Annotated in this window: 19 protein-coding genes, 1 tRNA gene and 1 pseudogene; 9 read left to right on the top strand and 12 right to left on the bottom strand. The window is 67.6% G+C overall.

Going from position 1 to position 21763, the window contains the following annotated elements; all coding sequences use genetic code 11:
- Positions 1-8 precede the first annotated feature (8 nt).
- On the bottom strand, positions 9-752 hold the full coding sequence (locus F0357_RS05890; RefSeq protein ID WP_153479501.1) for a response regulator: 744 nt from the start codon (positions 750-752) through the stop codon (positions 9-11).
- A 170-nt stretch (positions 753-922) separates the two neighbouring features.
- Here F0357_RS05890 and F0357_RS05885 point away from each other — a divergent pair, with 170 nt between their 5' ends.
- The 5 genes from F0357_RS05885 to F0357_RS05865 all read left to right on the top strand — a co-directional run bounded on the left by F0357_RS05885 (position 923) and on the right by F0357_RS05865 (position 8692).
- Complete coding sequence (locus F0357_RS05885) at positions 923-1666, top strand: helix-turn-helix domain-containing protein (protein WP_153479500.1); 744 nt, start codon at positions 923-925, stop codon at positions 1664-1666.
- Between the two features lie 54 nt (positions 1667-1720).
- Positions 1721-3628 carry a hybrid sensor histidine kinase/response regulator gene (locus F0357_RS05880; RefSeq protein ID WP_153486277.1) on the top strand — a complete coding sequence of 636 codons (1908 nt, stop codon included), beginning with the start codon at positions 1721-1723 and terminating at the stop codon, positions 3626-3628.
- A gap of 203 nt (positions 3629-3831) precedes the next feature.
- On the top strand, positions 3832-5046 hold the full coding sequence (locus F0357_RS05875; RefSeq protein WP_208948445.1) for an aminotransferase class I/II-fold pyridoxal phosphate-dependent enzyme: 1215 nt from the start codon (positions 3832-3834) through the stop codon (positions 5044-5046).
- Positions 5047-5060: 14 nt separating this feature from the next.
- The gene (locus F0357_RS05870; protein ID WP_312861470.1) at positions 5061-7838 is read left to right on the top strand and encodes a DNA translocase FtsK; all 2778 of its coding nucleotides are present in this window, start codon (positions 5061-5063) and stop codon (positions 7836-7838) included.
- Positions 7839-7999: 161 nt separating this feature from the next.
- Positions 8000-8692: a LolA family protein gene (locus F0357_RS05865; RefSeq protein ID WP_208948232.1), complete on the top strand. Its 693-nt coding sequence runs from the start codon at positions 8000-8002 to the stop codon at positions 8690-8692.
- A gap of 125 nt (positions 8693-8817) precedes the next feature.
- Here the strand turns inward: F0357_RS05865 and F0357_RS05860 are convergent, their stop codons facing one another.
- The 5 genes from F0357_RS05860 to F0357_RS05840 form a co-directional block, all read right to left on the bottom strand.
- On the bottom strand, positions 8818-9618 hold the full coding sequence (locus F0357_RS05860; protein ID WP_153479498.1) for an ArsR/SmtB family transcription factor: 801 nt from the start codon (positions 9616-9618) through the stop codon (positions 8818-8820).
- A gap of 85 nt (positions 9619-9703) precedes the next feature.
- Positions 9704-10234 (bottom strand): SRPBCC family protein, encoded by a 531-nt coding sequence (locus tag F0357_RS05855; RefSeq protein ID WP_153479497.1) that lies wholly within the window; start codon positions 10232-10234, stop codon positions 9704-9706.
- 89 nt (positions 10235-10323) lie between these two features.
- Positions 10324-10677 carry an ArsR/SmtB family transcription factor gene (locus F0357_RS05850; protein ID WP_153479496.1) on the bottom strand — a complete coding sequence of 118 codons (354 nt, stop codon included), beginning with the start codon at positions 10675-10677 and terminating at the stop codon, positions 10324-10326.
- A 158-nt stretch (positions 10678-10835) separates the two neighbouring features.
- Positions 10836-11735: a GNAT family N-acetyltransferase gene (locus tag F0357_RS05845; protein WP_153479495.1), complete on the bottom strand. Its 900-nt coding sequence runs from the start codon at positions 11733-11735 to the stop codon at positions 10836-10838.
- A 109-nt stretch (positions 11736-11844) separates the two neighbouring features.
- A complete protein-coding gene (locus tag F0357_RS05840) occupies positions 11845-12567 on the bottom strand; it encodes an SDR family NAD(P)-dependent oxidoreductase (RefSeq protein WP_246161369.1) in 723 nt (240 codons plus the stop codon).
- A 126-nt stretch (positions 12568-12693) separates the two neighbouring features.
- On the opposite strand from F0357_RS05840, the gene F0357_RS05835 reads away from it, so the two are divergent.
- Positions 12694-13614: a LysR family transcriptional regulator gene (locus F0357_RS05835; RefSeq protein WP_312861469.1), complete on the top strand. Its 921-nt coding sequence runs from the start codon at positions 12694-12696 to the stop codon at positions 13612-13614.
- 488 nt (positions 13615-14102) lie between these two features.
- Here the strand turns inward: F0357_RS05835 and F0357_RS05830 are convergent, their stop codons facing one another.
- From F0357_RS05830 to F0357_RS24425, 3 genes and pseudogenes are all read right to left on the bottom strand, one after another.
- Positions 14103-14669 carry a fasciclin domain-containing protein gene (locus F0357_RS05830; protein ID WP_153479494.1) on the bottom strand — a complete coding sequence of 189 codons (567 nt, stop codon included), beginning with the start codon at positions 14667-14669 and terminating at the stop codon, positions 14103-14105.
- 140 nt (positions 14670-14809) lie between these two features.
- Positions 14810-16384 carry a cryptochrome/photolyase family protein gene (locus F0357_RS05825; RefSeq protein WP_153479493.1) on the bottom strand — a complete coding sequence of 525 codons (1575 nt, stop codon included), beginning with the start codon at positions 16382-16384 and terminating at the stop codon, positions 14810-14812.
- 167 nt (positions 16385-16551) lie between these two features.
- Positions 16552-16695 (bottom strand): annotated as a pseudogene (locus tag F0357_RS24425) (DUF2256 domain-containing protein); the annotation flags it as partial.
- 454 nt (positions 16696-17149) lie between these two features.
- Between F0357_RS24425 and F0357_RS05815 the strand changes: the two are divergent.
- The 3 genes from F0357_RS05815 to F0357_RS05805 all read left to right on the top strand — a co-directional run bounded on the left by F0357_RS05815 (position 17150) and on the right by F0357_RS05805 (position 19759).
- Entirely contained in the window at positions 17150-17764 is a 615-nt protein-coding gene (locus tag F0357_RS05815) for a histidine phosphatase family protein (RefSeq protein ID WP_153479491.1), read from the top strand.
- Positions 17765-18144: 380 nt separating this feature from the next.
- Positions 18145-18603 (top strand): RNA-binding protein, encoded by a 459-nt coding sequence (locus F0357_RS05810; protein ID WP_153479490.1) that lies wholly within the window; start codon positions 18145-18147, stop codon positions 18601-18603.
- Positions 18590-19759, top strand: a complete 1170-nt coding sequence (locus F0357_RS05805; protein WP_153479489.1) for a hypothetical protein — start codon at positions 18590-18592, stop codon at positions 19757-19759. The genes F0357_RS05810 and F0357_RS05805 overlap by 14 nt, the downstream gene beginning before the upstream one ends.
- Positions 19760-19854: 95 nt before the next feature.
- Here the strand turns inward: F0357_RS05805 and F0357_RS05800 are convergent.
- From F0357_RS05800 to F0357_RS25435, 3 genes are all read right to left on the bottom strand, one after another.
- Positions 19855-19931: transfer RNA gene (locus F0357_RS05800), tRNA-Arg, on the bottom strand.
- A gap of 215 nt (positions 19932-20146) precedes the next feature.
- Positions 20147-20959, bottom strand: a complete 813-nt coding sequence (gene ftsY, locus F0357_RS05795; RefSeq protein WP_376767824.1) for a signal recognition particle-docking protein FtsY — start codon at positions 20957-20959, stop codon at positions 20147-20149.
- A complete protein-coding gene (locus F0357_RS25435; RefSeq protein ID WP_376767783.1) occupies positions 20935-21585 on the bottom strand; it encodes a hypothetical protein in 651 nt (216 codons plus the stop codon). Before F0357_RS25435 ends, ftsY begins: the two co-directional genes overlap by 25 nt.
- Positions 21586-21763 lie beyond the last annotated feature (178 nt).

The raw sequence follows: 21763 nt of genomic DNA, 5'->3' as shown, positions 1-21763 counted from the left end.
ATCCGCAATCAGCCGCCCGAGCGGCCGGTAAAGACGTAGCCGACCCCGCGCACCGACTTGATGAGCGCCGGGTTCTTCGAATCGACCTCGATCTTCTTCCTGAGCCGCGCGATCTGCGCGTCGATGGTGCGGTCGAACACCTCGAGCTTGCGGCCGCGGGTCAGGTTCATCAGCGTCTCCCGGGCGAAAACACGGCCCGGATGTTTGACGAAGATGGCGAGGATGTCGAACTCGCCGGTGGTGAGCACGACGTCGGTACCGTCCGCCGCGGTCAGCTTGCGGCGGTCGAGATCGAAGCTCCAGCCGTCGAATCGGAAGACTTCCGTCGCGTCGGCCGGCACCGGGGCGGCGGCGGGGGCCGCCGCGGGCTGGTGACGGCGCAGCACCGTGCGCACCCGGGCGAGCACCTCGCGCAGGTGGAAGGGCTTGGCGATGTAATCGTCGGCGCCGACCTCGAGCCCGACGATTCGGTCCACCACGTCGCCCCGCCCCGTCAGCATGATGATCGGCACGGTCGAGCGGGCGCGAATCTCGCGGGCGAGGCCGAGGCCGTCCTCGCCCTTCGGCAGCACCAGGTCGAGCAGAATCAGATCGACGCGGGTCCCCTGGAGGCACTCGCGCATGGCTGCGCCGTCCGCCACTGCGGAGACGCGGAAACCCTCGTCCTCGAAATAGGTCGAGAGCATCTGCCGAACGCGCGCATCGTCGTCGACGACGAGGATATGCTCGGTGTCTCTCTCGGGATCATTCATGACGTCGCTTGGGCAGGCTTTCCGGACACTAGCGTACCTTAATGCGGGACGCGGCGGCTGGCGCGGTGACAATCTGTAACACTCGCGCACCAAACAACATAGACGGGTCGTCCGCAGGTAACACGACCAACCTTAGTCTCCCTCTCACACGCAGTGAGAAGGGTTATCCGATGCTCTCCCCCAACGCGGCCCCGCACCTTCGGTCGATCGACTCGTCCGCCTCCCCGAACGAACCCGAGAGCCTCGAGGCCCTGTTCGAAGGGCAGCCGCTTGAGCGGATTCAGGCGGGTGGCAGCCTGTTCTTCGAGGGCGACGCGGCGAGCCACGTCTTCGCCGTCGCCGAGGGGGTCCTGCGCATCTTCAAGATCCTGAGCGACGGACGGCGGGTCATCACCGGCTTCCTCTACCCCGGCGACCTCGTCGGCGTCTCGCTGCGCGACCGCTATCTCTACAGCGCCGAGGCGGTGGTCGCGACGAAGGTGCGCCGGTTCGGACGCGGTCGCTTCCAGGACGAGATCGCGCGGTGCCCGGAGCTTCGCCCGCAGCTCTTCGCCCGCATTTGCGACGAGATGGCGGCGGCTCAGGACCAGATGGTCCTGCTCGCCCGCAAGAGCGCCGAGGAGCGGGTGTGCAGCTTTCTGATGCTGATCGCTCGCCGCATGGGCTGCTCGAGCCAGCCCGCGTCGCGCATCGAGATCCCGATGACCCGCCTCGACATGGCCGATTATCTCGGCCTCACCATTGAGACCGTGTCGCGCACCATGACCAATCTGACGAGCCGCGGCGTCATCGAGCCGACCGGTCGTCATACGGTCGCCGTACGGCGCATGAAGACTCTTGCCGTCCTCGCCGGTGAAGGCGACGATGACGAAGCGGAAGCGTCCTACGTGCGTCAGGCCGTCTGGCCCCATTGATCGCTCGGGAAGCTCGATGACGGCGAAGCGAGATCGGACGACGTGACGGACGGAATGGAGCCGCGGAACGCGGACACGGATGAGAGGCTCGACGCGATCGTCGGCGTACTCGACGGCGCGAACGTGTTGGTGCACACCCCCGGCGGGCGCATCAGCCATTGGAGCAGCGGTTGCGAGGAGCTCTATGGCTGGCATCGCGACGAAGTGGTCGGCAAGATCGTGCACGATCTGCTCGCCACGGAGTTTCCCGAGCCCCTCGTGGATATTCATGCCCGCCTTCGAGAGACTGGCGTTTGGACCGGCAACCTGCGCCATCGCCATCACGATGGAAGCGTTCTCTGGATCGCCAGTCGCTGGGTCGTGATCGACCCGGAGACCAATCGCGAGCCGTCGATCCTCCAGACCAATGTCGATGTGAGCGACCTCAAGCATGCCCAGGAAGACCTGGCGGTGCGCGAGGCGCAGATGCGCTCGATCGTCGAAACCGTCCCCGAGGCGATGGTTGTGATCGACGAACGCGGCATCGTCACCTCCTTCAGTGCCACCGCCGAGCGGCTGTTCGGCTATCGCGCGAACGAGGTGTGCGGAGAGAATGTCAGTCTGCTCATGCCGTCGCCGGACCGCGAGGCGCACGACGCCTACATCTCGCGCTACCTGACGACCGGCGAGCGGCGCATCATCGGCTATGGCCGTGTCGTCACCGGGCGGCGCAAGGACGGCTCGACCTTCCCGATGGAGCTCGCGATCGGCGAAGCGGTGGCGAACAGCCAGCGCATCTTCACCGGCTTCATCCGCGATCTGACGAGCCGCAAGAAGATCGAGGAGGAACTGCGCCAGGCGCAGAAGATGGAGGCGGTCGGCCAGCTCACCGGTGGTATCGCCCATGATTTCAACAATCTGCTGACCGTGATTTCGGGCAATCTCGAGATGCTCGAGATGCGCCTGAGCGAGCCACGTCAGCAGGCGCTCCTGCGCGAGGCCCAGGAGGCGGTGGACGACGGCGCCAAGCTGATCGGCCAGCTCCTCGCTTTCGGCCGACGCCAGCCGCTCAATCCGAAGCTGTCCGACGTCGGCCAACTCGTCGCCAACATCACCGAACTGCTCCGCCGCTCGCTCGGCGAGACGATCGAGCTCAAGACGGTCGTCAACGGCGCGCTGCACCAGGCGATGGTCGATGCCTCGCAGTTCCAGAACGCGCTGCTCAATCTCGCGCTCAATGCGCGCGATGCCATGCCGCGTGGCGGCCGCGTGACGATCGAGATCTCGAACACCTTTCTCGATCCCGATTATGCGCAGATGTATCCCCAGGTCCGCACCGGGGATTATGTGCTCGTCGCGGTGACCGACACCGGCGCCGGCATGACCGAAGAGGTCAAGAGCCACGCCTTCGAGCCGTTCTTCACGACGAAGGACGTCGGTTCCGGAACCGGGCTCGGCCTGTCCATGGTCTACGGCTTCGTCAAGCAATCGGGCGGCCATGTGCAGCTCTACAGCGAGATCGGGCAGGGCACGAGCGTCCGCCTGTTCCTGCCCGCCGTGCGCGCCGCGACCACCGACGGGGACCGAGAGGTCGCGGCGGCGATGGCCGGCATCCCGCGCGGCCACGAAACGATCCTCGTCGTCGAGGACGATCCACGGGTGCGCCGTGTCGCCGTGGCGCGGCTCATCGATACCGGCTACCGGGTGATCGAGGCGACCAACGCCACGGAAGCGCTCGCCGCGCTCCGCGAGAGTCCCGACATCGACCTGGTCTTCACCGATATCGTCATGCCCGGCGGCATGACCGGCATCGAACTCGCGCGCGAGGTTCGCGTGCTGCGCCCCGAGGTGCCGGTCCTGTTCACCTCGGGCTATGCCGAGCCGAACGTCGCCGGCCGCGAGATCGGCGAGGGCAGCTCCTGGCTGAAGAAGCCCTACACCGCCCGCGAACTCGCCACCCGGCTGCGCGAACTGCTCGACTGATCCGGGCTTTTTCGCTGCCGCCTGGCCGGAATTGGCCCGCGAGCTTCGTCGTTTGCGCCGACAATCGCGCCCCATACGGCGGATTTACCTGATGATCGCCGCCTTCCTCATGGTGCCTTAAATCCCGCTTAACCACGTTGCCCTAGCTTTCGCCGAAAGCCTGCAACCTGTCGGCGGCACCCTTGTCGATGCCCGGTAACTCGATGCCCGGAAATCCGAACGCGGCGGTGCCGCGTCCTCCTCTCGTTTCGCCGTTTCAGCGGCTGACGCGCCTCATCGAGGGCGTGGCCCCCGGCGCGTCGCCGATCGATCTCGGCGTCGGCGAACCGCGTCACCCGATGCCGGCTTTCGTCGCCCCGGTCATGACCGAGGCGATGGCGGGGTTCGGGCGCTATCCGCCGATCCGCGGCACCGATCAGTTCCGCGCCGCGGTCGCGGCCTGGCTCGACCGGCGCTACGGCCTCGACGGTCTGATCGATCCGGCGACCATGGTGCTGCCCCTCGACGGCAGCCGCGAGGGGCTGTTCTTCGCCGCCCTCGGCGCATTGCGGCACGGCGGAAAGACCGTCGAGCGGCCGGTCGTGCTGATTCCGAACCCGTTCTATTTCGCCTATGCGGCGGGAGCCGAGGCGATCGGTGCCGAGACGGTGACGATCGGTCCCGCCTCCGACGCCACCGCCCTGCCGGACCTCGCCGCCCTCGATCCGGCGCTGCTAGAGCGCACAATTGCGCTCTACGTCGCCTCGCCGGCGAACCCGCAAGGCTCCGTCGCCTCCAAGGCGGAGTGGCGTCGTCTCATCGAGATCGCCCGGGCGCACAAGATCTGGGTGTTCGCCGACGAGTGCTATTCCGAGCTCTACCGCGAGGGCGCGCCGCCGCCAGCCGGGGCGCTCGAAGCCGCGAAGGAGACGGGCAGCCTCGACCGCGTCGTCGTCTTCAATTCGCTCTCCAAGCGCTCGAACCTCGCCGGCCTCCGCTGCGGCTTTGCCGCCGGCGATCCGGCCTTCATCGCGCCGTGGACGAGCCTGCGCAACATCGCCGCGCCCCAGGTGCCGCTGCCGGTCCAGGCGGTCGGCGCCGCGGCGTTCGCCGACGAAGCCCACGTGGCCGAGAACCGGCGGCTCTATGATGCGAAGTTCGCGCTTGCCGAACGCCTGCTCGGGCCGATCTTCGGCCCCGTGACGCCGGCGGCGGGCTTCTTCCTCTGGCTCGACGTCGCCCGCTTCGGTGGCGGCGAGGCGGCGGCGCTCCACCTCTGGCGCTCGGCCGGCATCCGCGCCGTGCCCGGCGGCTACCTCGCCGCCGGGCACGGCGCGGATGCCGTCAATCCGGGCGCCGACCGCCTGCGTATCGCGCTCGTCGACGACGCGAGCCTTACCGAGACCGCGCTCGGCCGATTGGCCGAAGCCTTTTCCTGAAGGAGCCCGCGACCGTGCCAGCCGTTCGCACCACGCGCTACCGGGAGGACGACGAAGGCGGCCTCGTGACCTTCGCCCGCCGGAATCTCGCGTCGATCGGCGGCTTCGCGCTGTTTTGCGGCATCGTCGCGGTGATCGCGGCGCTCGCGACCTGGTCGGTCTCGGACGCGAGCCTCAGTCACGCCGTCGATGGCCCGATCCACAACGTGCTCGGCTTCGCCGGCGCCTCGGTGTCGGATTTCCTGATCCAGATGTTCGGCATCGGGGTCGCGATCCTGCTCATCGGCCCGACCTTCTGGGCGGTGCGGCTGATGCGCGGCCGGCCGAGCCGGGTGCGGCGCTGGCGCCTCGTCGCCTGGGGGGCCGCCGTGCTCCTGGCCTCGGCCGCGCTCAGCGCGCTCAACCCGCCGGCGACCTGGCCGCTGCCGACCGGCCTCGGCGGCGCCGTCGGCGACATGGTGTTCGCCGGCCCGCGCACGGTCCTGAAGGCGCTGCTCGGGGCGAGCGACGCCGGCGTCGGCATCGCGCTGCTGCTGCCGACCGTCCTCGTCCTCCTGTTCGGCCTCGGTTATCCGAAGCCCTCGGAGCGCAAGCCCGCGCCGCCGCCGAAGCGGGAGATGACGGGCGGCATCAAGGTGCGCAGCGCCAACCGCGCCATCCCCGAGGACTTCGAAGAAGACGACGCCCGCCCGGGTCGCGCCGCCATGGTGCTCGGCACGCTCACCCATTGGGCCTATCTCACCGGCGCGCGGGTCCGGCAATTCGCCGAGAAGCACCGCCGCCCCGAGGACGATCCGTTCGCCGACGAACTCGGCATCGAGACCGACGACGTCGCGACGCCGCAGGCCGCGTCCCGCCGCGAGCGGGCCGAGCCGCGCTTCGGTCTCGGCGCGGCGATGGCCGCGGCGGACGAGCGCCTGGAGCCCGGGTTCGACACGACCCGGTCGTCGCGCTTCGAGATGCTGCCCGACGACGACACGGCCGAGGCCGATCCGTTCGACGCGCCGTTCCCCGAGGACGAGGAGCCGCCGTTCGATTACGGCCCGGACGAGCCGATCCCCGATACGTTCCGCGAGATCGATGGCGCGCCGCCGAAGCCGGTCGCCGCGCCGGTGCTGCGCCGGGCCGACGCGCGGCCCGCGCCCGCCGCCGCGATGCCGCCCGCCGCGATGTCGGCCCGCGTTGCCGCCCCCGCGCCGCCGCCGAAGCCCGGCCGCCGTCTCGGCCGCGAGCAGCAGCCCTCGTTGCTCGATCCGCACACCTTCGAGATGCCGCCGCTGCGCCTTCTCGCCGAGCCGAAGGCCGCCGCCAAGAGCCCCGCCATCGACAAGGCGGCGCTCGAAAACAATGCCCGGGCCCTCGAAGGGGTGCTCGAGGATTTCGGCGTCCGCGGCCAGATCGTCAACGTTCGCCCGGGCCCGGTGGTCACCCTCTACGAGCTCGAACCCGCGCCGGGCATCAAATCGTCCCGCGTGATCGGCCTCGCCGACGACATCGCCCGCTCGATGAGCGCGATCTCCGCCCGCGTCGCCGTCATTCCGGGCAAGAACGCCATCGGCATCGAGCTGCCGAACGTGAAGCGCGAGACGGTGTTCCTGCGCGAGCTCGCCGCCTCCGCCGATTTCGAACAATCGAAGCAGCGCTTGGCGCTCTGCCTCGGCAAGAATATCGGCGGCGAGCCCGTCATCGTCGATCTCGCCCGCATGCCGCATCTGCTCGTCGCCGGCACCACCGGCTCGGGCAAGTCGGTCGCCATCAACACGATGATCCTGTCGCTGCTCTACCGGATGACGCCGCAGCAATGCCGCCTCATCATGGTGGACCCGAAGATGCTCGAACTCTCCGTCTATGACGGCATTCCCCACCTCCTGACCCCGGTCGTGACCGACCCGAAGAAGGCCGTCGTCGCGCTCAAGTGGACGGTCCGGGAGATGGAGGAGCGCTATCGCAAGATGTCGAAGCTCGGCGTGCGCAATGTCGACGGCTTCAACGCCCGCGTCGCCGAGGCTAAGGAGAAGGGCGAGAACCTCACCCGCATCGTGCAGACCGGCTTCGACCGCCAGACCGGCGAGCCGGTGTTCGAGGAGGAGGAGATCGCCCAGGACCTGATGCCCTACATCGTCGTCATCGTCGACGAGATGGCCGACCTGATGATGGTCGCCGGCAAGGACATCGAAGGGGCGATCCAGCGCCTGGCGCAGATGGCGCGTGCCGCCGGCATCCACCTCATCATGGCGACCCAGCGCCCGTCGGTCGACGTCATCACCGGCACCATCAAGGCGAACTTCCCGACCCGCATCTCCTTCCAGGTGACGTCGAAGATCGACAGCCGCACCATCCTTGGCGAGCAGGGCGCCGAGCAGCTGCTCGGCCAGGGCGACATGCTCTACATGGCGGGCGGCGGCCGCATCCAGCGCGTCCACGGCCCGTTCGTCTCCGACAACGAGGTCGAGGCGGTGGTGGCCCACCTGAAGGCGCAAGGTGCGCCCGATTATCTCGAGCACATCACCGCCGACGACGAAGACGGCGGCGAGGCGGGCGGCGACAGCGGCGGTGGCGGCGGCGGTTACGACGGCCTCGAAGAATCCGCCGACCTCTACGATCAGGCCGTCGCCGTGGTGCTGCGCGACCGCAAGGCCTCGACCTCCTACGTCCAGCGCCGGCTTCAGATCGGCTACAACCGCGCCGCCTCGATCATCGAGCGCATGGAGCGCGAAGGCATCGTCGGCCCGGCGAACCACGCCGGCAAGCGCGAGATCCTGGTCGGCGGCGACGACAGCGCCGCCGCCTGACCTCCGGAACCACGGCCTCGTCTCGGCCGTTCGCCGTTTGCGCCTCCCGCGTGCGGGGCGCCGAAAACGCACCGCGTGCCGCAGCCTCGCCACAGGCGGGGATTAAGCGGACGACAACGGGCCGCCGATTCGGGCGGTTCCCCTCGATCCAGGAGGCAGCCATGGTCCGCATCGTGCCGGCGCGCCGCACCGCTCTTCTCCGCCCGCTCGTTCACGGGCTGCTCGCCGCCACCCTTGCGCTCGGGATGCCGGCCGCCGCGACGGTCGCCGTCGCCCAGGAATTTCCGGCGACCTCGCCGCTCACCGCCGGCGCCGGCCGCACGGTGACCGACCGCCAGCTCATCCAGCGCATCAACGCCTATTTCAACGGCGTGCGCACCATGTCGGGTGCCTTCGTGCAGTTCAGCCCGTCGGGCGCGCGCACCGACGGCACCTTCGTGCTCGCCCGCCCCGGCAAGATCCGCTTCGACTACGATCCGCCGACCAAGATGCAGATCATCGCCGACGGCAAGTCGGTGGCGGTGCGCGACACCCGCCGCCAGACCCAGGACATCTGGCCGCTCGGCCAGACCCCGATGCGCTTCCTGCTCGCCAACAACATCGACCTGACGCGCGACGCCAAGGTGGCGAGCGTGACGGAAGCCGACGGCCTCATCACCGTCGTGGTGCAGGAAAAGACCGTGTTTGGCAACGGTCGGCTGGCCCTGTTCTTCGACGCCGCCTCGGCCCAGCTCAAGCAATGGACCGTGACCGACGCCCAGGGCCAGGACACCTCCGTCGCCATCTACGACGTGAAGACGAACGTGCCGGTCGATCCGAAGCAGTTCGTCATCAACTATCAGCGCATTCTTTAAGGGCGGCGCCTCGAAGCGCCGACGCCTGCGGGCACCCGGTTTAGGCGTGGTCTCCGCCCGCTCTTTCGCCACTGGAGACGGGCGCGGTGACACCCCGGGGACGCCCCGGGAGATGTGCTCTCCCTTTACCCCTGAGCCGGCGCGGGCATCAGCAGCGGCGTGCCGGTCTCGGCGAGCGTCTTGAGGCGGGACAGCGATTCCGGCCAGCCGCCGCGCACCGCGCGGCTCGTCGCCGTTGCGCCGCCGAAATCGTCGTGGGTGAGCGTCAGCTTGCAGACGCCGTCGCCCACCGGCTCGATCTCCCAGGTGACGCGGGAGGGCTTGTCGTCCGCGACTTCCGGCGACCAGCGCGCCGCGAAGGTGTGGACAAGCCGGCGCGGCGGCGTCAGCTCCATGATCTCGCCCACGATCATCGGGCGGTCGCCGGCGCTGAACTCGATCGCGCCGCCCACCGCCCACGTGGTGCGCGACGTCATGTTGAAATGCTGCCAGAGCGGCGTCTGCGCGTCATCGGTCAGGATCGACCACACGGCCTCGGCGGAGGCACGGATGAACAGCTCGTAGACGTGGCGAGGCGCGGTCTCGGCGAGGGTCTCTGACTTTGCTTCGGACATGGGTGTCGGACGCTCCAGCGCGGCTTTGAGGTCGCTCATCGTCCGGGCGAAGGGAGCGGCATAGCGGGAGATCCACCGGTCGCTCATCTCCTGGAGCGGCGCCCGATTGAGATAATGCAGCTTCTCCCGGCCGACCTTGCGCGCCACGACGAGATGGGCGGCCTCGAGCACGCGCAGGTGCTTCATGACGGCGAAGCGCGTCACGGGCAGTTCCGCTTCGAGCTCGCCGAGCGTCCGCCCGTCCCGCTCGTTGAGGCGGTCGAGGAGGAGGCGCCGGTGAGGGCTCGCGAGCGCGGCGAAGAGGTCGTCCATGGCTCAAATACGTGCCAATATAGTCACGTGTCAAGATGGTCACATATCGCCGCGCTCGTCATTTCGTCGGTGGCCCAGTCGGCGTTCAGCCGGGAACGGAGCCGGCGCGGATATAATCCACCATCTGCTGGAGCACCGTGCCCCAGCCGAGCTCGAAGCCCATATCCTCGTGGGCCTTGCGGGTCGTCTCGTCGCCATGGATCGCCGTGGCGCGGTAGAGCGTGCCCGTGGCCGTCGGTGACATCTCGACGATTGCGGTGAAGAACGGCTTCGGCGCTGGGCGGAACCCCGGCAGCAGCGTGTCGGTGAAGATCAGCCGTCGCTCCGGCACGATGTCGAGGAAGCAGCCGGAATTCGGATGCTCGGTGCCGTCGGGGGAGCGCATCGTCGTGGCGAAGAGGCCGCCGGGGCGCAGGTCCATCTCGCAATGGCTGATCGACCAGGGCTTCGGCACGAACCAGTGCTTCAGATGCGCCGGCGTCGTCCACGCGGTCCAGACCTTGGTCACGGGAACCGGCACCTCGCGCTCCAGCACGAGATCGAGCGCCGGATCGACCGGGGCGATGTAGGGCGCGGCGCTCCCGCTGCGGGCGATGTCGTGGTCGTCTGCGGCCATGGTCTCTCACTCCCTTTGGGTCTTTTCATAGGATTATTTTGGGTGGCGTCCGGCGCAGGCCCGCCCCGTTGTTGGCGACCGCGCCCCGGTTAGGGATCGTTGTCGCCCATGCGCAGGAGATAATCGTCGAGCCGGTCGAGGCGCGCCTCCCAGCGGGCACGTTGAGCGTCGAGCCAGGTCTCCACGATCTTCAGGCGCTCCGGCGCGAGGGCGTACGTGCGCACCCGGCCGGTCTTGGTCGAACGCACCAGACCGCACGCCTCCAGCACTCGGAGGTGCGCGACGAAGGAGGGCAGGGCCATCGCGTGGTCGGCAGCGAGCGCGCTTACGGTGGCCGGCGCGCGGCCGAGCCGTTCCAGCACCTTCCTCCGGGTCGGATCGGCGAGGGCGCGGAACACCACGTCCACGTCGTCGGCCGCCTCCGCCCGTGCTTGTCCCACCATGGCACGCACCTCCCGGGCTTCGACACCGCGCCCGTTCAGTGGGGCGGCGAGGGAGAGAATGTTGCGCCTTGATATTTAGGTCAATGCCTAAGTGTTATTGCCGCCATCACAGCCGCGCGACGTGCCCGTGTAGTGCGCTCGGGCGAGGGTGGCGAGGCTCAGCCGAGCTCGAACGTCGTGATGCCGAAAATGCGGGCGAGCGGCAGCGCGGGCGGCGGCCCCTTGTACATGCGCGCGGTCTCGAACACCGGCACGAGGCCCGCCTCTTCCGCGAGCGCCCGCGCGGCCGCATTGGGTTCCGGCACGTCCAGGAAGATCCGCCCGCCGTCCGCGTGGGCGGCGAGCCGGGTGAAGAGACGGTCCGCCGTCGCGGTGTCGTCGGCGAACAGGGGGCCGATCTTGAAGCCGGCCGCGGTGCGCCGGATCACGCCGTAGCCGACGATCCGGCCGTTCGCTTCCGCGGCGAGGGCGAGGCCGTCCGGCGGGGCGAGCCAAGCGGCGAGGAAGGCGAAGCGGGGGAAGCGGAAGAGTTCGAGATCGTAGCCGGCAACGGCCGCGACCCGGTCAGCCGAGACGGGAACGATCGTCAGGCCCGGCCGAAGAGCCGGGGCGCCGGCGCTCGGCGCCGGCCCGCCATAGCGGATGTTGCGATGGGCAGGCACGAAGCCGGAGCTCGCATAATGGCCCTGCTCGGCGACCACGCCGTCGAGGCCGACGGTGCGGGCGGGGACGGTCACGGCGCCCGCGGTCGCCGTCTCGCCGTCCGGCCCATGCCCGAGACGGGCGAGCCCGGCGCGCCAGAGCGCAAAGCCATGACCGCGTCCGCGCAGGTCCGGCCGGCAGATATAGAAGCCCAGAAAGGCGAAGTCCGGCCCGTAGGAGACGACCGAGATCGAGGCTGCCATCTCGCCGTCGACGAAGAGGCCGAGAAAGCCGCCTTCGTCCTGCGCGCGGAACGCCGCGGCGTCGTGAAGCCCCGGATCCCAGCCCTCCCGCGCCGCCCATGCGACGGCGACATCGACCTCGGCGGGACGGAGCGGGCGGACGAGCACGGGCATGGAGGGGTCCTGAAACGGCTCGGAACGAGATCGGCGACCGGCATCCTTCCATAGGCGCCAGGACGGCGGAAGCCCGCCCGACGATCCGTCTGCCACGGCGCTGGCCTGCTCACCAGGGCACAACGCGGCCGAGATAATCGAGATATTCGAGCCCGGGTCGCGCCTGCTTGGTGAGCAGCACGGTGACGAGGCTCGGGATGCTCTCCTCGATCGAGAGGCGGCCCTCCGGTCCCCCGAGCTCGGTGCGCACCCAGCCCGGCGCCATCACTGCGAGGGGCCGCCCGGTTTCCGCCTGCCGCGGGGCGAAGCTGCGCAGGAACATGTTGAGCGCGGCTTTGCTGCCCCGGTAGAGCTCGCGCTGGCCGCTCTCGTTGTTGGCGACGCTGCCCTGTCCCGAGGACATCACGCCGATCAGCCCGCGCGGGGTGACGAGATCGGCGAAGCCTTCGACGACGCGCATCGGGGAGAGGGCATTGGTGACCATCACCTCGACGAAGTCCTCGGTCGAGACCTCGGCGATCGTCTGGGTCGGGTCGCGGTTGGTGATCCCGGCATTGACGAACAGCATGTCGAACCGCCGGCTATCGAGCCGCGCCCGCAAGGCGGCGATCTCGTCGGGATGGCGGATGTCGAGGCTCTCGATCGCGACGCGGCCCAGATGGGCGTCGGCGAGGTCGTGGAGGAGGGTGCGGGACGGGCCGCGGACGGTGCCGACGACATCCCAGCCTCGCGTGACGAACTCGGCCGCCATGGCGTGGCCGAGGCCGCGCGAGGCGCCGACGAGGAGGAGAACGGGACGGGACGGATCGGATGACACGGACGACATGGACATGGCTGGGCTCTCCGGCGCGATAGGGAGGCTAGGACATGGCCCGCGGCGCCGCTTTGCGCCAGACGCACGAGATGCAATGAATGAGTGCATCGGACGCCATAGGTTTGCGTCCGCTGGAGCCTCGCCGTGCCGGACATCGATCTCAATCTTCTCGTCGCGCTCGAAGCGCTGCTCGCCGAGCGCAGCGTGACCGGCGCCGCGCGCCGGCTCGGCCTCAGCCCGTCCGCGATGAGCCGGACGCTCGCGCGGCTGCGGCGCGCCACCGGCGATGCGCTCCTCGTTCAGGCCGGCCGCGGCCTCGTTCCGACCCCACACGCGGAGGCCTTGGGCAGGCGTGTCGCGGCGCTCGCGCGCGAGGCGCGCGCGGTGCTCGGCCCGGCCGGCGACGATCTCGATCTGCCGGCGCTGGATCGCACCTTCACGATCCGGGCTGGAGAGGGCTTCGTCGACCTGCTCGGCGGCCCGCTCGCTACCCGCCTCGCCGCGGTCGCGCCGCGGGTGCGCCTGCGCTTCGTGCCGAAGGCGGACAAGGATGCCCGCCCGCTGCGCGAGGGCACGATCGATTTCGAAATCGGCGTGCTCGGCACGGCGGCGCCGGAGGTCATGAGCCGCCTGCTGTTCCGCGACCGTTCCGTCGGCATCGCCCGCACCGGCCATCCGCTGCTCGACGGCGCCGTGACGCCGGAACGTTACGCCGCCTGCCGCCACGTCGTGGTGTCGCGGGAGGGCGACGCCCGCGAGCCGGCCGACGACGCCCTGGCCGCCCTTGGCCTGACGCGCGCCGTGCCGCTCGTCGTCCCGGGCTACCCGGACGCGATGCGCATCGTCCGCGCGTCGGACCTCGTCTCCCGAGTGCCCCGCTCGTGCCTCGGCAACGCGCTCGTCACCGACCACGCAAGTGCTCTCGGGCTCGGCGCGTTCGACCTGCCGGTGCCGACGCCGGACTTCGTCATCTCCGCGATCTGGCATCCGCGCCTCGACGACGACCCCGCGCATCGCTGGCTCCGCGACTTCATCGCCCGCCTCTGCGCGGACGCCTATTCGTGAGGCACCTCGATCGCCCTCTCCGTCCCCCTTCGCCCCGCGTGCGGGGAGAAGGTGCCCGAAGGGCGGACGAGGGGACTTTGCACGCGCTTCCGGGCTTCTACCAAACCATTGCAGTATAAGGAAGAAATCCCCTCATCCGGCCCTATCGGGCCACCTTCTCCCCGGCGGGGAGAAGGGCTCGGCGGCGCCGTGGGTCTCACGGCGAATAGAGGCGGATGGTCCCTGCGGCGGATTTGCGAAGCCGTTGGCTAAGCCTGACGCAAATGCACGCGCATCATCTAACGCGCGCTATAAAAATGGGATGTATCACCAAAAACCCAGCCGCAGCCGGCAATGGAAAACGGTCCCGGGCGGGGGTGCCGCCCGGGATGCGCAACGAGCCGTCGTTCGGGCGGATCGATGGGATCCGCACGCTCGTAAAGGCTCGATATTCGATAAGGCAAGCGGGCTCCGGCGAGGCCGGACGCGGCGCTCGAAAGCGGTGCCGCTTAGGGAAGCAGAACCGTGTCGATGACGTGAACCACGCCGTTCGACTGCATCACGTCGGCGATCTCCACGGTGGCGTGGCCGCCCTTGGCGTCGGTGATGATGACCTTGCCGCCCTTCGTCGTCGCGGTCAGCGTTTCGCCTTCCACGGTCTTGAAAGTCGCCTTGCCGCCGCCCTTCTTGATGTCGGCGAGGATGGTCTTCGCGGTGATCTTGCCGGCCACCACGTGATAGGTCAGCACAGCGGTGAGCTTGGCCTTGTTCTCGGGCTTCAGCAGCGTCTCGACGGTGCCCGACGGCAGCTTGGCGAACGCCGCGTTGGTCGGGGCGAAGACGGTGAACGGGCCTTTGCCCGACAGCGTCTCGACGAGACCGGCCGCCTTCACGGCGGCGACGAGGGTCGTCAGATCCTTCGCCTGCGAGGCGTTCTCGACGATGGTCTTGGTGGGATACATCGGCGCGCCACCGACCATCGGGGTCTCGGCGGCGAATGCGGCCGTGGTCGCGGCCGGTGCCGCGAAGGCGAGCGCGAGACCGATCGTAGCGGCGGTCCAGTTCGGCGTCCTCATCGCTTTTCTCCTTGTTCGGCGCGCCCCTCTCCCGGTGCGCGACGTACCTTCTACGGCGCCCGCCACCCGACGGATCTCCGCAGGGCGCGAAGGTCACCCCTCACGCTCGCGTGAGCGGAAGAGTGGATCCCTCAATAATCCTATGAATGAGCAGAATCACCCGATCCTTCCCCGGTCTCCGGCTCGATCATGCCGAGGGCGGCGAGGTGGGCCCGGCTCTCGCGCAGGATCGTCTCGCGCCGTGCCGCCGGCATGGTGCGCAGCGTTTTATAGGTGATCGCAAGCCGCGGATTGCCGGCGAGCGCCGCCTCGTTCTCGATCAGAAACGCCCAATAGAGCAGGTTGAACGGGCAGGCGTCCGGCCCCGTCTTGACGCGCGGATCGTAGCGGCAGCCGCCGCAATAATCCGACATGCGGTCGATATAGGCGCCCGACGCCGCATAGGGCTTCGAGGCGAGGCGGCCGCCGTCGGCGTGCAGCACCATCCCGTGGACGTTCGGCAGCTCGACCCATTCGTAGGCGTCGGCATAGACGGCGAGATACCAATCCTCGATCGCCGCCGGCGCGATGCCGGTGAGAAGCGCGAAGTTGCCGGTCACCATCAGGCGCTGGATGTGGTGGGCATAAGCGTGCCGGCGCGTCGCGCCCACGCATTCGGCGAGGCAGCGCATCTCGGTCTCGCCGGTCCAGTAAAAGGCCGGCAGCGGGCGGCCGGCGCCGAGATGGTTCGTCGCCGCATAAGCCGGCATCTCGCTCCAATAGACACCGCGCACGAATTCCCGCCAGCCGATGATCTGGCGGATGAAGCCTTCGACCGCGTTGAGCGGCGCGGCGCCGGCCCGGTAGGCGGCGAGCACCCGCTCGCACACCTCGCGCGCCGTGAGGAGCCCGCCATTGAGATAAGGCGAGATCGCCGCGTGGAAGAGGAAGTCCTCGCCCGCCTTCATGGCGTCCTGGTAATCGCCGAAGAAGGGCAGGCAGGCGCCCACGAAATGATCGAGCGCGGCGCAGGCGTCCGCCCGCGTCACCGCCCAGCCGAACGGCTCGAGATCGCCGAAATGATCGGCGAAGCGCGCGTTCACCAGGTCGAGCACCGCGCGGGTCGTGGCGTCGGGGGCGAAGCGCGGGCAGGGCGGGGGCGTGAGCCCCTTCGGCAGGGGCTTGCGGTTCTCGGCATCGAAATTCCAGCGCCCGCCCTCGGGCGCGCCCCCGTCCATCAGGTAGCCCGTCTCGGTGCGCATCATGCGGTAGAAGTGCTCGAGGCGCAGGGTGCGCCGCCCCCTGGCCCAGCGCGCGAAGGCGTCGCGCGAGCAGAGGAAGCGGTCGTCGGGACGGATCTCGACCGGGCAATCGAGGAGCTCCCGCCAATCGAGCATCATCTCGTGGACGCGCCATTCGCCGGGCTCCGTCACCACGACGCGCGCGGGCGCGTGGCGGGCGACGGCGCGGACGAGCTCGCTCGTGAAGGCGCCGGAATTGTCCGGATCGTCGAGGCGGACATAATCGACGCGCACGCCCTCGGCCGCGAGCGCCTCGGCGAAATGGCGCATGGCGGAGAGCACGAAGGCGATCTTCTGCTTGTGGTGGCGAACATAGGTCGTCTCGTCGGCCGCCTCGACCATCAGGACGACGTCGCGGCCGGGATCGAGATCGCCGAGCGCGGAGAGCCCGCGGGTGAGCTGATCGCCGAGCACGAAGCGCAGGGCGCCGCTCATCGCCGTGGCGCTCCGCCGGGGCGGGGGGCACGGTTGGGTGTGTGGCGGCGGGTAGCAGCGCGCTCGACCGCACCGCTCGGGGCCGCGGTGTCGTGGGGCAGAGCGTCTTGGGGCAGAGCGTCGTGGGGCAGAGCGTCGTGGAGCGGGGCGGTCGCGTCACCATGGCCGCGCCCGGAGCGTCGCCCGGCGGTGCGGCAGCGGTCGGAGCAATAGAGCACCCGTTCCCAATCCCGCGCCCACTTGCGCCGCCACGCGAAAGGTCGCCCGCACACGACACAGATTTTCTGCGGCAACTCGCTCTTCCGACCCATCCCGATCCCTCGCCCCGGGTCCGCCACGCGCCCTCGGCTCGCCTTCTACGCGGGAGAGGGGCGAGTGGGTCAGTGGGGCGGCGGCAATCCGGTGCGCCCGACGGTTGGGGCCATCGGCCGGCTGGCCTGCGAGGGTGAACCCCATCCCCTATTTCGGCCGCTGCGCTCGAACACGAAAAGTTACACGACGGTTGATCGGACGCGGCCCCGCTCTAGCCTCGCCGGCGTGTGCGCCGACCAGGGGAATTGGCATGGGGAATGGGGTCTCCCGCAACCGTCCGTCTCGGGCTGACGAGTCCTGCCGACGGCTCGATGAGCTCATGAAGGGCGCCGTGCGTCTTGCACGAGCGGGAACGCGAACGAACGATATCCACGCCGCCGGCGCGGCCCCTCGCTGAAGCGAGGCGGCATTCTGCCCCCGTCCACACCCTTTCCGCAGCTCGGACGTCACCCGATGACCGTCATCCTGATCACCAGACACGGCCATGTCGAAGGCATCTCGCCGCCCCGCTTCCGGGGGCGGAACGATCTCCCGCTCACCGCCATCGGCCGTGGGCAGGCCGAGCGCCTCGGTGCGCATCTCGCCTCGCGCGGGCCGTTCGACGCCATCTACACGAGCGCGCTGTCGCGCTGTGTCGCCACGGGCGAGGCCATTGCGCGGCATACTGGAACCGGCACGGCCGTGATGCCGGGGCTGGTCGACATCGATTATGGCGATTGGACCGGGCAGACGCTGGAAGAGGTGGAACGCAGCGACCCGGACCGCTACGCGACCTGGTGGGTGCGGCCGCAGCTCGTTCGTCCGCCGAACGGCGAGTCGCTGCAGGATCTCCTGGCACGGACGGCCGACGCCCTGCGGGACGTCGTCGCCCGCCACCCTGAGGGCAAGGTCGTGCTCGTCGGTCACGACAGCACCAACCGCGCTTTGTTGCTGACGCTGCTCGATCTGCCGCTCTCGGCCTATTGGCGCTTCGAACAATCACCCTGCAACCTGACCGAGGTCGAGTTCTCGTCGAAGGGCGTTCATGTCCGGTCGATCAACCAGACCTCCCATCTCGGCGACGCTTGACGCCGGCCGTCGGCGAGCGGCGTTTTAGAAGCAGGGCGGGGCGGCCTCGACGGCCTCCGCGCTGAAGATCTCCTGCGGCGCTTCGGCCTCATCTAGACCACACCCGGCGGCGCGGTAAATCTCGGAACAACGGGGGACGCGGTCCCATCCCGCGCGCTTGCGCCGCCACGCGACCGGCGCGCGCGCGACCCGGACTTTCTGCGGCACCTCGTTCTTCCGACCCATCCCGATCCCCGCCCGGGGACCACCACACGCCCTCGGGTGCGCCTTCTACGCGGGGAGGGGAGGGTGGGTCAGTGGAGCCGACGTTATTGTTGATGCGAAATAGCCCGGAACTTCAGTACTGTGAGGTTGTGTGTTATTTTTAGGTACAAAACCGCGTGATTAATGCTAATATGGATAGTGAGTTATCTATGTTGGCTGGGGAGGAGATTTTGTTTAACCCGAACATTCCGAAACAGTGTCCGCCATCTGATGCATCTTCGGAAGATAGGATTATTTATAGACAGGCTAACTCAATTCCAGCTTCGGCGCAGAACTTTCTTTCGCATGTTGAGCTGAAAAAGAACGGGTACGATCCGCAAAACTGCGATCACTGGGGGTGTTCGGTGTGGGTTGATAAGAAGAGCGTTAAGCATGCCCGCGATATTATTCCGTACTTCAGAAAGACATACATTTTATATGGACCGATAGATGGAAGCGATGGTGTAATCAAGCGCACCCCTACAAAGAATCAGGAAGGGCACTACACTTTTTGGAAATTCTATAATCGGAATATACATACGAAGTTTAAGGTAGCGCTTGGCCCCAATGAGGAGTGGGATGATGTGGACGCCTGACCGCGCTCCCAGAAGCGGCGAGATAATTCCTCCTATTACTCCAAGAATAATATTTTACGAGTTTGAAGAGCCTCTTATATTTGTGGCAAATATAGGTCTTTCTGAATTCATATTTATTAAAGTTGATGAAGTTGATTCTCGTAATATTTATCTTGCTACGTTAGTCTCTCAACGGGTTCTGAATGCCGTTGAGCGGTCCTTGCTTTCGCTTCGTGGCGCGATGTTGAGCGGACCATGTTACATTGTGGAGATGGGGTTTGGTAGCCGAGTTTTGTGGTATTGGGAGTGCGAGCCTAGTGATATTCCAGATCATTTATTACCACTTAGGGGTGTTGGGTTGGCGCCAGGTGCAAGAATGATCGCTGATACATTCGAGCAGATTAACTCCTTTTTTTCTGTTCGCTTTTCCGGTGGTGATCTGAAACGGGAGACGATGCCTTTCCAGACTTTCAAGAAACTTGTGGACGGAGTTTATGTTGCCGCTCGCAAGTTGTTTGCCCCGCATGAGCTGGAGAAAGCGAGAAGCGCGACGTTCGATTTTCATATCCATGAACCAGCATTTGGTTCTCTTATTATCTCAATAGAGGATCCAATTCTTGAAGGCGCTGGTGTTGAGCGTATTATGAGAAAAAATGATGTCAAATTGGATCAATTGCAAGAAAAATTTATTAGAATGAGAAACAAATTCTTCGACGATTTCAATGAAATTGCTAATATGGCGCGAAATTATGAAATACGCCACGATGTTGCTGATAAGAATGTTAATATACTAAGAAATGTCGTCGATTTGTTGCCTGCTGATGATGGAAAATTTGATAAAGTGGAGTTCTATGGCGGCGAAAAGGGTGGGGAGCGGCATGGTATTATTATCGAAGAGGTCGCCGCAAAGCGTCTTCGTAGTGCATATGACTTTGCTTCAGGGCGTAAGAAAGATATAGAAGGGTTCATTACGATAATAAACGCTAATAGTTATACGTTTGTTGTAAAAGACTCGTCCGGGCGGCAAGTGACGTGCCAAGCAAAATCTGATGATTTTACGAGCTTGCAGCGCGACGATCGTTTTCGCAGTTCGGCGCGAGTCAAAATAGGGGGTCGACTCTACAAGAGAGAACTTAGGGATTATATGGTGTTAGAATCGATCCCGGTGTTTCTCTAGCGTTCTCTTGCGACCTTCTAATTCTTTGCCTACGTTAGAATCAATGTCGGGTGCCGCTAAAGGCACGAAACTGTCAAAAGTACTGACAGTGTGTTTGGCGCACCCGACAGGATTCGAACCTGTGACCTCTGCCTTCGGAGGGCAACGCTCTATCCAGCTGAGCTACGGGTGCCTCGGTCGCACGGATAAAACCCCGCGGACGGGACCCTCTTAGCGGATCGCGGACCGTTCGGCAATCGCCCCGGCGTGATCGGCGGTGGACGAGGCCGTCGCCGGCCCTCACACTCCTCCGAGCCGAGCCGAGCCGAGCCGAGCCGAGCCGAGCAACATTGTTGCTTCTCCCCGCCGAGCGGGGCGAAGGAAGGGGCGGAGAGGGCGGGCGCCCCCTCAGGCGTCGAGGCCGGCGATGGCGCGGGCGAAGTCGCGGGCGTCGAAGGGTTCCAGGTCGTCGATGCCTTCGCCGACGCCGATGAAGTGGACCGGCAGCTTGTGGCGCGCCGCGATGGCGACGAGGATGCCGCCGCGTGCCGTGCCGTCGAGCTTGGTCATCACGAGGCCCGTGACGCCGGCGACCTTGCCGAAGATCTCGACCTGGTTCATCGCGTTCTGACCGGTCGTGGCGTCGAGCGTCAGGATGACGTCGTGGGGCGCGCTCGGGTCGTGCTTGCGGATGACGCGGATGACCTTCTCGAGCTCGGCCATCAGCTCGGCGCGGTTCTGCAGGCGGCCCGCGGTGTCGATGAGGAGCACGTCGGTGCCGGCGGCCTTGGCCTCGTCCATCGCCTCGAAGGCGAGGCTCGCGGCGTCCGATCCGGCGGCGCGGGCGATCACCGCCGCGCCGGTGCGGCTGCCCCAAATCTTGAGCTGTTCGATCGCGGCGGCGCGGAAGGTGTCGCCGGCGGCGAGCGTCACCTTGCGGCCCGAGCGGGTGAGGCCGGCGGCGATCTTGCCGATGGTCGTCGTCTTGCCGGTGCCGTTGACGCCGACCACGAGGACGACGTGCGGCTTGCGGCCGGGCGCGATGACGAGGGGCTTCGCCACGGGCGCGAGCCGCGCCTCGATCTCCTCGGCGAGGATCTTGCGCACCTCGTCGTCGGAAATGCCCTTCTCGTAGCGCCGGTCGGAGATGCGCTCGGAGATGGCGCTCGCCGTCTCGACGCCGAGATCGGCCTGGATCAGCAGGTCTTCGAGATCCTGCAGCGTGCCGACATCGAGTTTGCGCTTGGTGAAGAGGCCGGTGATGCCGCCGGCGAGCGAGGACGAGGTGCGCGACAGGCCCTGGCGCAGCCGGGCGAGCCAGCCGCGGCGCGGTGCCTCCGCCGGCGCCTCGGGCGCGGGGGAGGCGCGAACGGATCGGCGGCCGGCGCGGCGGCGGCGGGGAGGGAGGCGTCGTCGGCGAGGGCGTCGTCGAAGTGAAGCGCGGCCTCGGACGGCGGGGCGTCGTGCTCCGGCGCGAGATCGGCGGCGGGCGTGTCTGCGCCGGTCAACGGTTCGGCCGCGACGGGCTCCGCGGCGGCCTCGGCCTCCGGTACGGCGGGTTCGGGTGAGGAAGGCTCGGCTGCGCCAGGCTCGGCCGCGACAGGCTCGGGTGCTGAAGGCGCCGGCGATTCCGGCGCGGCGCCCGCCAGTGTGCCCGTTTCGAGAGCCCCGGCCGGGACCGTGTCGCCGGACGGCTCGTCTTGCGGCGCGACAGGCGCGGCCTCGGCGGGGGCGGGGTGGGCGTCGGTGAGCGTCGCCCCGGCGTCCGTTTCCGGTGCGGGGCTCTCCGCTTTGTCGCCCTTGCGGCCGAACCAGCGGCTCAGCAATCCGCGCTTCTCGTCCGCCATGTCACTCGCCTCGGCATTCGCGCCCCGCCGATCCGTTTGTCATGGACCGGCGCCTCGGGTCGGCGGCGTCGCGGGCCGCGTCTCGAAAGGGCGCCTCGGGTTGGTCGGGGCGGCCGCCGCACCGAGCCTTGCGGGGCATGCCCTGGGCTCGGCCGAGGCCGCAATCGGGAAACCGTAC

The sequence above is a fragment of the Segnochrobactrum spirostomi genome (assembly GCF_009600605.1).
GTDB classification, from domain to species: Bacteria; Pseudomonadota; Alphaproteobacteria; order Rhizobiales; family Segnochrobactraceae; genus Segnochrobactrum; species Segnochrobactrum spirostomi.
The sequence above is the reverse complement of the archived record's forward strand: the minus strand, read 5'-3'. Positions and strand labels throughout refer to the sequence as shown.

What these genes read in the sequence shown, in the direction of transcription:
- F0357_RS05815 (WP_153479491.1), top strand. Translation starts at nt 17,150, where the DNA reads ATGACCGTCATCCTGATCACCAGACACGGCCATGTCGAAGGCATCTCG.
- F0357_RS05830 (WP_153479494.1), bottom strand. Translation starts at nt 14,669, where the DNA reads ATGAGGACGCCGAACTGGACCGCCGCTACGATCGGTCTCGCGCTCGCC.
- F0357_RS05890 (WP_153479501.1), bottom strand. Translation starts at nt 752, where the DNA reads ATGAATGATCCCGAGAGAGACACCGAGCATATCCTCGTCGTCGACGAC.
- F0357_RS05845 (WP_153479495.1), bottom strand. Translation starts at nt 11,735, where the DNA reads ATGCCCGTGCTCGTCCGCCCGCTCCGTCCCGCCGAGGTCGATGTCGCC.
- F0357_RS05860 (WP_153479498.1), bottom strand. Translation starts at nt 9,618, where the DNA reads ATGGACGACCTCTTCGCCGCGCTCGCGAGCCCTCACCGGCGCCTCCTC.
- F0357_RS05825 (WP_153479493.1), bottom strand. Translation starts at nt 16,384, where the DNA reads ATGAGCGGCGCCCTGCGCTTCGTGCTCGGCGATCAGCTCACCCGCGGG.
- F0357_RS05850 (WP_153479496.1), bottom strand. Translation starts at nt 10,677, where the DNA reads ATGGTGGGACAAGCACGGGCGGAGGCGGCCGACGACGTGGACGTGGTG.
- F0357_RS05885 (WP_153479500.1), top strand. Translation starts at nt 923, where the DNA reads ATGCTCTCCCCCAACGCGGCCCCGCACCTTCGGTCGATCGACTCGTCC.
- F0357_RS05865 (WP_208948232.1), top strand. Translation starts at nt 8,000, where the DNA reads ATGGTCCGCATCGTGCCGGCGCGCCGCACCGCTCTTCTCCGCCCGCTC.
- F0357_RS05880 (WP_153486277.1), top strand. Translation starts at nt 1,721, where the DNA reads ATGGAGCCGCGGAACGCGGACACGGATGAGAGGCTCGACGCGATCGTC.
- F0357_RS25435 (WP_376767783.1), bottom strand. Translation starts at nt 21,585, where the DNA reads ATGGCGGACGAGAAGCGCGGATTGCTGAGCCGCTGGTTCGGCCGCAAG.
- F0357_RS05805 (WP_153479489.1), top strand. Translation starts at nt 18,590, where the DNA reads ATGTGGACGCCTGACCGCGCTCCCAGAAGCGGCGAGATAATTCCTCCT.
- F0357_RS05855 (WP_153479497.1), bottom strand. Translation starts at nt 10,234, where the DNA reads ATGGCCGCAGACGACCACGACATCGCCCGCAGCGGGAGCGCCGCGCCC.
- F0357_RS05875 (WP_208948445.1), top strand. Translation starts at nt 3,832, where the DNA reads ATGCCCGGAAATCCGAACGCGGCGGTGCCGCGTCCTCCTCTCGTTTCG.
- F0357_RS05840 (WP_246161369.1), bottom strand. Translation starts at nt 12,567, where the DNA reads ATGTCCATGTCGTCCGTGTCATCCGATCCGTCCCGTCCCGTTCTCCTC.